10 protein-coding genes and 2 pseudogenes are annotated in these 11,586 nt (G+C 61.0%); 1 reads left to right on the top strand and 11 read right to left on the bottom strand.

Going from position 1 to position 11,586, the window contains the following annotated elements:
* Positions 1-118: 118 nt before the first annotated feature.
* The 8 genes and pseudogenes from GEV05_28185 to GEV05_28220 all read right to left on the bottom strand — a co-directional run bounded on the left by GEV05_28185 (position 119) and on the right by GEV05_28220 (position 8,651).
* Positions 119-1,537: a hypothetical protein gene (locus GEV05_28185; protein MPZ47173.1), complete on the bottom strand. Its 1,419-nt coding sequence runs from the start codon at positions 1,535-1,537 to the stop codon at positions 119-121.
* A gap of 3 nt (positions 1,538-1,540) precedes the next feature.
* On the bottom strand, positions 1,541-2,446 hold the full coding sequence (locus tag GEV05_28190) for an alpha/beta fold hydrolase (GenBank protein ID MPZ47174.1): 906 nt from the start codon (positions 2,444-2,446) through the stop codon (positions 1,541-1,543).
* 109 nt (positions 2,447-2,555) lie between these two features.
* Positions 2,556-3,392, bottom strand: a complete 837-nt coding sequence (locus GEV05_28195; protein MPZ47175.1) for an alpha/beta fold hydrolase — start codon at positions 3,390-3,392, stop codon at positions 2,556-2,558.
* Positions 3,393-3,635: 243 nt separating this feature from the next.
* Positions 3,636-4,808 (bottom strand): tripartite tricarboxylate transporter substrate binding protein, encoded by a 1,173-nt coding sequence (locus tag GEV05_28200; GenBank protein ID MPZ47176.1) that lies wholly within the window; start codon positions 4,806-4,808, stop codon positions 3,636-3,638.
* Positions 4,809-4,896: 88 nt separating this feature from the next.
* Positions 4,897-5,733 carry a putative hydro-lyase gene (locus GEV05_28205; GenBank protein MPZ47177.1) on the bottom strand — a complete coding sequence of 279 codons (837 nt, stop codon included), beginning with the start codon at positions 5,731-5,733 and terminating at the stop codon, positions 4,897-4,899.
* Between the two features lie 67 nt (positions 5,734-5,800).
* Complete coding sequence (locus GEV05_28210; GenBank protein MPZ47178.1) at positions 5,801-6,775, bottom strand: tripartite tricarboxylate transporter substrate binding protein; 975 nt, start codon at positions 6,773-6,775, stop codon at positions 5,801-5,803.
* 10 nt (positions 6,776-6,785) lie between these two features.
* On the bottom strand, positions 6,786-7,676 hold the full coding sequence (locus GEV05_28215) for a TauD/TfdA family dioxygenase (GenBank protein MPZ47179.1): 891 nt from the start codon (positions 7,674-7,676) through the stop codon (positions 6,786-6,788).
* Between the two features lie 17 nt (positions 7,677-7,693).
* Positions 7,694-8,651, bottom strand: a pseudogene (locus tag GEV05_28220) (tripartite tricarboxylate transporter substrate binding protein).
* Positions 8,652-8,731: 80 nt separating this feature from the next.
* On the opposite strand from GEV05_28220, the gene GEV05_28225 reads away from it, so the two are divergent.
* Complete coding sequence (locus GEV05_28225; protein ID MPZ47180.1) at positions 8,732-9,622, top strand: LysR family transcriptional regulator; 891 nt, start codon at positions 8,732-8,734, stop codon at positions 9,620-9,622.
* Between the two features lie 64 nt (positions 9,623-9,686).
* On the opposite strand, the pseudogene GEV05_28230 reads toward GEV05_28225, so the two are convergent.
* The 3 genes and pseudogenes from GEV05_28230 to GEV05_28240 form a co-directional block, all read right to left on the bottom strand.
* Positions 9,687-10,406: pseudogene (locus tag GEV05_28230) on the bottom strand (metal ABC transporter permease).
* A complete protein-coding gene (locus GEV05_28235) occupies positions 10,403-10,957 on the bottom strand; it encodes a hypothetical protein (GenBank protein MPZ47181.1) in 555 nt (184 codons plus the stop codon). Before GEV05_28235 ends, GEV05_28230 begins: the two are co-directional and overlap by 4 nt.
* A 168-nt stretch (positions 10,958-11,125) precedes the next feature.
* On the bottom strand, positions 11,126-11,476 hold the full coding sequence (locus GEV05_28240; protein ID MPZ47182.1) for a transposase: 351 nt from the start codon (positions 11,474-11,476) through the stop codon (positions 11,126-11,128).
* Positions 11,477-11,586 lie beyond the last annotated feature (110 nt).

Consider the following 11,586-nt stretch of genomic DNA (forward strand, 5'->3'; position numbering starts at 1 on the left):
TTGCGCCCAAGCAGCACATGACATCAGCGAAAAAAGAACGGCAGGAAACGAACGCAGCGCGGATCGATTTCTCAATGGGTCCTCCGTGGGAAAAGGCGATGGTTGCTCGGGTAAAGTGTCAATGCCCCTCGGGGGGATCCAGTACGCGAATCAATTCTCCGACGCCGTTCAGCTCCTCCAGTTGCTCGATCATCGCGATCGCTTCCGCAATCCGCCGGGAATCAAGAACGGTCGCCGCGCAATCCTCGAACTTTTCACACAAGTCCTGCCAGGAACACGGGCGCTCGGTCCAGCCCTTGGCGTGAGAGCAGGCCTGGCGCAAAACGGTTCCATCGCGGAGCCGGATCGTGATTCGCGCCTCGCCCCAGTTGACGCCGTTTTCGCCCCACTGGCCCTTATGGCGCTGAAGATCCGCCGGCACGATGACGCTGACCCGCTCCATGACAGCACGCACTCTCGGATCGACGATTCGTGCGCTCGTATATTGTTCCAGGCCGACTTTGCGATCGAGAAATGCGAGCGCCATGGTGTAAGGCAGGCAAAACTTCGCCTTGTATACGTCCACCGGTTCCTTGTACGGGGCGATAGCCAGGCATTGCGGCGTGCACTCCAGGCGGATTTCAGCAACCTGCTCCGCGCGCAGATCGTGGCTCGTCGCGAGTTCGATCATCCCGTCTATGGCGGCCGCAGGCGCACTCGAGCCCGGATGCAGTCGGACCATGGTCGTATTCTTCGCGATCTCGAACTGGCCGCCCAGATCCTCCACCATACGATCGAGCCGGTAGTTGCCGACTCCATTGAACGTATCGGCAAGCCCGAAGCGCTCGTGACCGTCGGCGACAGCGTCCGAGCCTTCGATGATGTCGGGGTCGACCTTGAAACCCTTGCGCGCGAGCATGACCGCAAAGAGTCCCGCGCGCACTGTGTTCCCGACATGGAAGGCCTTGCCCATCGAACCGACGTTCTTCCGTACGCCTGTGGCGGACGAGGCCACGATGCCCATCGCCATGCGCGCTGTCATCTGGTCCAGCCCGAGCATTCGGCATGCCGCTACGGCAACACCCTGGCCTCCGATGACCGCCTGAGGGTGCCAGCCGCGATCGATGATGTCAGGACGCAGGCCGTGCGCCATGCGGCAGAATACTTCAAACCCTACGGCGAATCCTTCGATCAGGGCTCTGCCCGAAAGACCAGCGTGCTCCGCTACGGCAATGCAGCCGGGCAAAATACATCCACTGACATGCCCGGCGCCTGCAGTGATGTCGTCGTACTCGAGCGCGTGTGCGCTCACCCCGTTCACGAACCCGGCGTTCACCAGCGAGGTCTTTTCTCCCCAACCCAGTACCGTCGCTTGGGGAATGCCTCCGGCTTGCCGAACCGTCTCGAGCGATATTGTCGCGGACGGGGCGCGCGAGCCGGCGAGCATCGTGGCGCAGGTATCCAGGATCTTGGCCTTGGCCGAGCGAATCAGCGGCTCGGTCAGGAAACTGGCGTCGGATTCGACGCCAAAGCGAGCCAGTTGCTCTGTAACGCCCAATGTCTACTCCCGTGAGTCGGCGATCGGCGTCGCTCGCCAGGTGTCGCCACCGCTCGTGCGAGCGCGCTCTTCGGTTAGAAAGTTGCGAACTTCCGCGACACATCTTCGCGGCTCGATCAGATTGATGCCGTGACCAAAGCCGGCGAACGTCACCAGCTTCGCCGCCGGCAACGTTCGACGCATGGCAAGCATTCGCTCGGCCGTTGCTAGTTTGCTGTTCGCTCCCACCATGATCAGCGTCGGTGCCGCAATTTCGCCGACCCGGGGCCAGATATCGACGTCGACCGCCATGAGATGATGCGACACCGCGATATGCTCGGGCGCCGCTCCCATCTGCTCCACATACCAATGCTGGAGTGAAGACGAGGCGCGCGAAAGATCGATCCGGTAGCCGAGCGTTTGTAGGCACCAGGCCTTGAAGCCGTGCTTGGCGATGGCCGATGCATAGTCGGCTTCCCCCACGTTGTAAGCATCTGCCACGCGATCATCGATCTTGAACGGTGTGTCGCACAAAACGAGCGCGCTGATGCGGTCCGGGTGCGCAAGCGCAGTCGCCAGCCCGAGGATGCCCCCCGAGGATTCGCCGACCCAGACGACACGCCGAATGGACAAAGCATCCAGCAGCCCGATCGCATCGGACACCAGGCGCTCGAGGGTGTAGGGCGTCTGCTGCGGCGGTACGGTAGTGCCGCCGCAGCCGCGCCCGCTGAGGCGCAAGACCCGAAACTCGTCGGCGAGCAAAGGTACCCAAGGGCGCCAGAAATGCATGTTGCGGCAGTAGCCATGGTGAAGCAAAACCGTTTCCGGTAGATCCTCGCGCCAAGGCTCCGTATAGTCGTCGAGCTCGTATTCGATGGCGATATCGTCGACGACTACTTTCCTGCTGTTATCCATAACGAAATTTACCATGTTGCCCTGGGGACGCCGCAATGCCGCACGACCGATATTCCTGGGACCGGGTCAACCGACCGGTGGCGCGGTTTCCTGTAATCGCCCCTGACAATCCTCGGCAGGGATATCACGAGGCGAAGCTCCGGATCCCGCCCTGGCCGGGGTGCCTTCTTAGGAACCTCAGAGTCGCGGCCGCACATTCGTCGGCGTGGCTAGCGGCAACGTGATACGAGTTGCCCTCACACACTAGGAGTTCGGAGTCAGGTATCTTGCTTTGCCACGAGCGCGTTTCTTCGACGGAACCAAGGCCGCTGCCTGGTGTGGTTATTACAAGGGTTGGACACGAGATCTTCGCCAGGTCCCCGCGAATGTCTGTCGAAGGAATTGGCAGAATGGATCCCAGGACGCTGGAAGGTGCGGTCCTTGCCATCAGTTCGGCCCACCATGCCACCCCTTCCGCAGGGAACTTGTCACCCAGTCGGCCCAGCATAGTTCGGCGCGCCCAGCTCTCGATCCCATCGACCCGAATCTCCTTTGACCAAGCCTCGGCACGCGCAGCGACCGTGTCTCGATAGGGAGGCGGCGTCCCCGCTACCGTGAGAGTCCTGACGCGGCCCGGAAACCTAGCCGCAAGACGGCGTGCCACGGTACCGCCTATCTTGGCGGCGATCACATGAAACCGATCCGTAGCAAGCGCGTCCATGAGGGAGACGAAATCGTCTACAACGGTATCCAGGTTCCACGGATAGTCCACCGGCATAGCGGTCGTTTTACCAAAGCCGCGCATGTCGGGTCTCACGATCCTGAAATGTCTGGCCAGGGCTGGCACCCACGCAAACCATGCCTCATGGCTTTCGGCCAGCCCATGCAGCATCAGAATCGTTTCGGCGCCTTTCCACGGGTCAGTGTAATCATCGATTGCATAGAACATATCCAAATCGTCGGCAACACATAGCGAAGGCATCGCTGCTCCCTCTTACAATGGCGGCATACGGACCGGCCCCCGGATCGATTACGATGCGTCCCTGAGCGATGACCCGAGTGCGTATCCCGGAGAGGGCCTCATTCCCGGGTAGCGCCACCGCCCTCACCTCATCACGACGAACCGAGCGCGCCATTCACCGAAGAGAGGCACCCGGTCAAAGCCGCTTCCGTGTTCATCTGCCTTCTTGACGAGGCAAGCTGGCTGATGCGCCGTATCTCGAACTCACTCCGGCTGTATTCCGGATTCCCTGACGACCTTGCCCCACTTCCGGATTTCTGCGTCAACGAAGCCGGCGAACTGGCTCACGCTATGTGCGAAGAGCTCGGCTCCCAGACCGGTGAACCGCTTCTCCAGTTCGGGTATGGAGGCCGCTTTCGCCATGGTTGCATTCAGTCTGGTAATGACACCGCTCGGCGTGCCGCGTGGCACGAACAATCCGTACCACCCGGTTACGTCGAACTTGGGTATGCCCGCTTCCGCAACCGTCGGAACGTCAGGCATCAAGCGCGAGCGGCTTCGGCTCGATATCGCGATGGCGCGAACCTTTCCCGCCTTCAACTGCGCCTGGGACGGTGCTATGCCGAGAAACAAAAGGTGGACCTCTCCGGAGAACAGGTCGGTCAGCGCCGTACCCAGGGCCTTGTATGGCACGTGCTGCATTTCGATGTTCGCGGAGGACGCAAGGACTGCTGCAGCCAGATGTCCCGGACTGCCGATACCGGTGGACGCATAATTCAACTTGCCTGGTCTCGTCCGGGCCAGTGCGATGAACTCTTTTACGGTCTTCGGCCCCAGGGACACCGACGTCACCATGACGAAAGGCGCCGATGCGATCAAGGCTACCGGAGAGAAATCCCGCAGCGGGTCGTACTGCAGCTTCGGGTATAACGCCGGGCTCACCGCGATCGTGCTGATATTGCCGATGACGGCGGTATAACCGTCCTTGGGAGCTAAGGTCGCGAGCTCGGTTCCCAGTATTCCGCCGCTGCCCGGGCGGTTGTCTACCACGATCTGCTGACCTAGTATGCCACCAAAAGCTTGCGCGATGGACCTCGCCACGATATCCGCGGTGCCTCCGGCGGAAAACGGAACCAACAAACGGATCGGCCGGTTCGGATAATCGCTTGTGCCCGTTTGAGCATGCGCACCGGCAGTTGCCACGACAAGCAGGACAACCCATGGCAGCATCCTGCCGCGAAATCGCTTTGCCACCTCGCATTTGCAAGCGTAAGTCGACTTGGTTCGGATCCGATTCGATTGCATTGGATGTTGATCTCCTGCGGTCACCCGAGAATATCGCCTGCTCCTGTGAAGTTCGTCGCGAATAACCTTGTCTCGACGCGCTCCTTCGCACGACGCTGATGAGCAGGGAGTTTGTGCAAAACCGTCATACACGTACGCCCCATCCAGGGGCGTCCCGTCTTATGGCCGAAAGGCGAGGCATGAATCACACATGGTGTGGTGTGCAAGAGCCGCGTGCGCGCTACAGCGCCGCGGTCTCTTCATCCAGGGCATCGGTAACGAACATGTGCCCCGGGGCGTGCGTGATCATGATAGGCAGCTTGGCCTCGAGCGCCGCGCTTTGCGGCGTAACGCCGCACGCCCAGAACACCGGAACCTCATTCGGTTCGAATGTGGGGGCGATGCCAAACCAGGGTTTGGACATGTCGTCGATACCGATCGCCGCAGGGTCGCCAATGTGCAGGGGCGCACCATGGGTGTTCGGAAAACGCGAAGTCACCTGGACTGCACGCGTGACCCTGTCCCGCGGCACACGCCGCATGCTCACGATGACCGGACCCGAAAAGCGGCCGGCCGGCCGGCATGGAATATTGCTGACGTAGAGCACGCTGGTTGTCATCGGAACGCCGGCGCGCTCCATTGCGCCAGCACAGGTCAGGTTGCAACCGAGCAGGAATGCGACGAAATCCGAGTTCCAGTACCGGATGATGTCGGTGGGCTCGTCGACAAGGCGTCCGTGCTCGAATACCCGGTAGCGCGGCAAGTCGGTTCTCAGGTCGGCACTGGGCGCGTATCGACGCGGAACCGGTGAGCCCTTGTCGGTAACTTCCATCACTGGGCAAGGCAGCGGGTTACGCTGGCAAAACAGCAGGAAGTCGTAAGCGTATTCGGATGGCAGAACAGCCAGATTGGACATGGTGTAACCCAACCCGAGACCATGCATGCGCTGCGTCCATTCGCCGCGCCGGATCGCCTCGCGCAACTCGCGCGGCTTGAGCGCAGTCAGCTCCGAAAGTGGCCGGGGGTTCGATCCGGGATGATTTTCTTCGGCAACGGCGGTTTCTTCAGATGGCCGCATATGATCTTTCCATCGATGGAATACGCTTGAGGAAGTGTTGTCTGCAGATGCGGCCCGACCGCACCGCTCATTCAACCCTGGCACCCCACGACTTTACGATTTCTCCCCATTTGGACATCTCCGATTTCACATGCGCGGCAAAGTCCGCCGGACTGCTACCGACGATCTCGTAGCTCTGGCTGATCAACTGATCCCTCAGGCCGGGCTTGCGCAGTGCGCTGACTGTCGTAGCGTGGAGTTGAGAAACGATCTCTTGCTTCGTGCCGGCCGGAACCATGATGCCGTACCACGTATACGCCTCGTATCCGGGGACACCTGACTCGGCGATCGTCGGGTACTCCGAAGCCGTTGGAAATCGGCGCGCGCTGGACACGGCGAGTGCTCTCAGCTTGCCGCTCCTCACCTGGTTGAGCGCGACGCCGAGCGTGTTGAACATCAGTTCGATCCGTCCCGACATGAGGTCGATCATCCCGGGCATCGCACCCTTGTAAGGGATATGAGTCGCATCGAACCCGGCCATCGCTTTCAGAAGCTCCATCGCGAGGTGGCTGGAGCCGCCGCTGCCCGATGAGCCGTAGCGCAGTTCACCCGGATGGCGCTTGGCGTACGCGATCACCTCCTTCACGCTGGGCGCCTTGAGAGTCGGTGCGATCAGGAGCATGTACGGCGTCGAGGCCAGTCCCGTCACCGCGCTGAAATCATCCACCAGGTCGTAGCCGAGCTTGCGATAGACGGTTGCGCTGATGGCGTGGGCTATGTTGGTCTGCAGGAGAGTGTATCCATCCGGTGCCGCCCTGGCCGCCAGTTCCGCCGCGATATTGCCGCCGGCACCTGCCCGATTGTCGATGACCACCTGCTGTCCCAGGATCTCTCCGATGCCGGCTGAGACCACCCGCGCCAGGGTATCGGCTCCACCGCCTGGAGGAAACGGGACGATAAACCGCAACGGGCGCGTTGGATACTCGCTCGCGCGCGCGCTCCGAGTCGGGACGGCGGGCGCCAGGAGTAACGTGGCGAGAAAAAACAGCAGACTGCGCTTCATGGAACAGCCTCTAGAAGGGTTCCGTGCCCTCGACCGTGCACCGATGCAGGAGCCGGCGTTGCGGCAGCTTGTAATCGAATGTCGCCTTGTGCACCGTGGCTGCGTTGTCCCACACGACCAGGTCGCCCACTCGCCACTGATGGTCGTACACGAAACGCGACTGGGTGGAGAACGCGCACAGCTCCGCCAGCAAGGCGTTGGCCTCGGCATTGGGCATGCCCACGATCCCGGCGGAGTGCCCTTCGCTGATATACAGGCTTTTTCTGCCAGTGTTCGGGTGCGTCCGTACCATGGGCTGGTCGCGGTCCGGCGCCTTGGCATATTGCTCCTGCGTGAGCGGCCCGCGCTTCAAGACGCCCGCAGCGATTTTCTTCTCGTATTTCTGGCGCAGGCTTTGTATTACCCGGCGACCTTGTATCCTTGTCCGAATTTCGTCCGGCAAGGCTTCGTACGCGGCTGCCATGCTTGCGAACCGGGTGTTGCCCAGCGCCCGGCCGTCAGCAGCGTGCGGGATTTCCACTCCGTAGAGCAACGTGTACATCACCGGCCTAGGCATGTACGCGGCGTCGGAATGCCAGAACACGCCAGCATCGGCCAGCCCGATCTGCTGATCGTTGTGCAAGACATTCGAGACCAAATGCAGCGAGGGATGCATGCCATCGACGCCGTATTTGTAGATCGGCGGAACGCGAAGCGGCCCGAGCCGTGCGGCGAGATCGACCTGACCTTGCTGAGTAATGCGCTGATCTCTGAATATGACTATCGAGTACTTGTCCAGGGCAGCCTTAATCGCACCCACGTGGTCCCCGGTCAGACTCGTTGCAAGATCGAGCCCCCTTATTTCGCACGCCAGCGACTCTGCCAGGGGCACGGTGCCGAATGTTTCGGTTGTCGCATCCATCCTCGCCTCCGTGATTTCTACTCAGGTTGAATGTTCGCCAGCTTTGCTGCTTCTGCATACTTGCGAATTTCTTCGCGTATGTACGCGGCCAAGTCCTCGGGCGTACCGCCGGCCGGCTCGGCTCCGGCTGCCGCGAGACGCGACTGAATCTGCTCGGTGGACAGGATCGATGTCACGTGCCGGTTCAAGGCTGCAATAACCGGTGCCAGGAGTTTTCGCCGGCGCGAGCAAGGCATACCAGGACGACGCTTCAAATTTCGGAAGGACCTCGGCAAGAGTAGGCAGTTCCGGAGCAACCGACGATCGTTTGGAGCTCGTAACGGCAAGCCCCCTCAGTCTCCCGCTCCTGATGTGTGGCGCCGACGTAATCAGATTGGTGAACATCACCTGAACTTGTCCCGAGATGAGGTCGTTGAGGGCCGGGGCAGTGCCCTTGTATGGAACGTGAACCATGTCTATTCCGGCCCGGCTCTTGAAGAGCTCCGCCACCAGTTGCTGGGAACTTCCGACGCCGACTGACGCGTAATTCAGGCCGCCTGGAGTGCGCTTGGCAAGGGCAATGAGCTCTTTGACGCTGCTTGCTGCAACCGAAGGATTCACGACGAGAACATTCGGCACGGACGCGAGCAGCGTGACAGGTGCGAATCCCCCCACAGGATCGTACGGCAACTTCTTGTACAGGCTCGGATTGGTGCCATGCGTGCTCTGTGTCCCGAGCAGCAAGGTATAGCCGTCAGGGCTTGCGCGCGCGACCAGTTCCGTCCCAACCACGCCGCCTGCCCCGCCGCGATTGTCGATCACCACCGGCTGCGACAGGCGCTCGGACAACGATTGCCCGACGATCCTTGCGAGCGTGTCCGCGCCCCCGCCTGGCGCAAACGGCACGACCAGGCGCACGGGATGGTTGGGGTAGTCCGCGGCGTTACTTGCAGTCGCCGCCACGGCGAGTAACAACACTAAAGGAGCGTAAGGCATGCGAAGCACGATACTCTCCGCAGTATATGGTTAAAAGCAATTGTTTTTCATGAATCATAACTACTGGGTATGATGGCCCTGTGAACCTTCAGCAGCTCCGATACCTGTGTGCCGTTGCAGACCAGAAGATGGCGGTGTCCGAAGCCGCCCGGGTGCTGCACACGTCACAGCCGGGTGTAAGCAAGCAACTGCGCCAGCTGGAGGAGGAGCTCGATATCGCAATATTTGTTCGTGGACGTCATCGGCTGCTCGGTCTGACGCCCACGGGCAAACGAGTGCTGACGCTCGCACGAAGAGTCGTTGCCGCGACGAACTCGATACGTAGCGTCAGCCAGGCGAATGCACGGCAAAAGTCCGGCGATATGCGTATCACCACCACGCATTCGCTCGCGCGATTTTATCTCCCGGAAATCATCAAGAAATACAGCGTGCACCACCGCAACGTGCGCATACTCGTTCAGCACGCGCCGCTGACGCAGATACCGGCAGCGGTGTCCTCCGGTGCCGCCGACATCGGCGTAACCTCGCAGGTCGAAAGCGGGTCCAGGGAACTGACATTTCGGACGTGCCGCGTGACGCCCCGCGTGGTGCTGACGCCCAGGGACCATCCGTTGACACGGTTCCGGCGGCTGTCGCTGAAGGCGATTGCGCAGTTTCCGATCGTGATTACGCAGCCCGGCTCCACGAATCGTCAGGCGATTTTCAGGGCCTTCGAAGCGCAGAAACTGAAGCCGCGGCTGGTGCTCAGCGTCGACGACGGCGGTGTGGTCAAGGCATGTGTCGAGCAGGGATTGGGAGTAGCGGTGCTGCCGGCATATGCGTTCGATTCCGTTCGGGATACCGGCCTGTGCGCGTTGCGCGCCGATCACCTCTTCGACCCGAGCACGACCGCCATCGTGCTTCGTCGCAATCATTCTCTTCCCAGCTACGCCGATCACTTCGTGGAAATGTTGATCCCAAAGCACGCTTAAACGTAAGCACTCGCCGAACTGGAATCGCATTTGGGTGCTTTCCGCATCTTGATATAGCTCCATATACGAATGCGAGTGCGGTCATTATCCATACGATGGTAGACCCGGAAGGCAAGTCGGTAAGGGTCGAGACGGCGAGTCCCGCCGCATACCCCGCAATACCGAGCGCATATCCAACCATGATCCTCCGGCGGACCACACCGCGCGTCGCCAAAGCCGGCACGATCAGCGTCGTGAATACGAGATAGAGCCCTACGACTTGCACCGATATAGTGACTGCGCACGCGAACAGGATGTAGAAGCCGAGGCGTCCCAGCCGGGAGCGGAAATAGAACCATGCGCTCAGCAGTACCGCATACGCCAGCGCTACGGGCACGAGCCGCTGCGGAATAACCCACAAAATTTGCCCGACGAGCAATTCCTTGAGGTGCTCGCCGCCATGCGGGTTGCTCGCCAGAAGCAGAATCGCGCCACTGGCGGCCAGTACGAAACTGACTCCGATAATCGCTTCCTGTACCGCCGGCCAATGCTTGTCGGTCCAGGTGAGCAACAGCGCGCCGAGAATGGCTGCAAGCAACGCACAGCCCTGCGCCGACCAGCTCAGCGGCTCCATCCCGGCCGCGTCGGCAGCAATCACTCCAAGGCCGGCAATCTGCGCGATTGCGAGATCGATGAAAACGATTCCGCGGTTGAGCACCTGAATGCCGAGCGGAACATGGGTAGCCGTCACCAGTACACCGGCCGCAAGGGCGGGCCACAGGATGCCGATCGTTTCCGCCGTCATGGGGAGACAGCCAGCAGGCGCGACAATGTATCGTCGAACAGGCCGAACAGGTCTTTCGCTTGGTCGCTTCCGCCTACGGTGAACGGCAGAACGACGGCGGGTATTTTCGCCCGCTCCGCCAACCACTGCGCTGCCCGCGGATCGCTGTAAGCCGAGCGCACGACGGCCTTTGCAGGATCCTGGGCAAGGCGGCCGAGCAAGTCGCCGAGATGCGCGGTGGTCGGAGGCAACCCGGGCTTCGGTTCGAGCGCGGCAACTTCGCGCATGCCGAGCCAGGCAATCAGGTACGACAGGTCCTTGTGGTTCACGACCACCGACATGCCTTTGAGCGGTTCGGCCTGCTTTTCCCAGCGTCCGATCGCCTTCTGCCATCGCGCCGCGAACTCGGCTGCACGTGCGGCATACGAGGCGCCATCGACTGTATCGAGTTGCTTCATGCGTTCGGCGAGCGCCGATGCGATTTTCGCGATGTTGTGGGGCTCGAGATGGACGTGCGGATTGCCCGCCGCATGGACATCGCCTTGAGCCCGGTCGAGGGAGCGCTCTCGCAGTGCGGCATGACGTGCAGCTTCGAAGTACCCGGGGGCACCTTTGTATCTTCGCGTTTCCCGACTGGCTCAAGACCAGGGGGTTCGAGTTTTTTACTACGCCCTTCGCGCAGCTGCCGGGTATGCACGCGCGGATCGATCCCGTAGTGTCCAGAAAACCGAACGCACGTTTCACGCACCAACACGGTGGTAGTAGCTGAGCATTCCGCCGAGCCGTGTCCGACGATGGATGACCGCATCCATCGCAGCAATCGCCGGCTTTCTGCGGATCAAGCGATTCTCCAAGCCCTGGTGATTGCGCTCCTCGTGGAAGTCCGCCATATACTCAGCGATCGCTCGACGTAGGGACGCCTGCCCGATGAATATCATCCTCCTCAGGCATTCTTCCTTGATCGAACGAACGAAGCGCTCCGCGAACGCATTCAGATTCGGAGACCGAGGCGGCAACCGGATTACCTTCGTACCGCCTTCCTCCACGAACTCCCGGAATCGTTGCGAGTACTTCGTATCGCGATCTATGATTACTCACCAGTCGCCAATATAGGCGACAGACGGAGCATTGAAAAATGAGCGGATCAAGCTGGGCAGCTTCTGAAGTTTCGCGAGTTGCTCCTCAATTTTCTCGCGCAGCT

The organism is Betaproteobacteria bacterium (assembly GCA_009377585.1).
Lineage (GTDB): Bacteria > Pseudomonadota > Gammaproteobacteria > Burkholderiales > WYBJ01 > WYBJ01.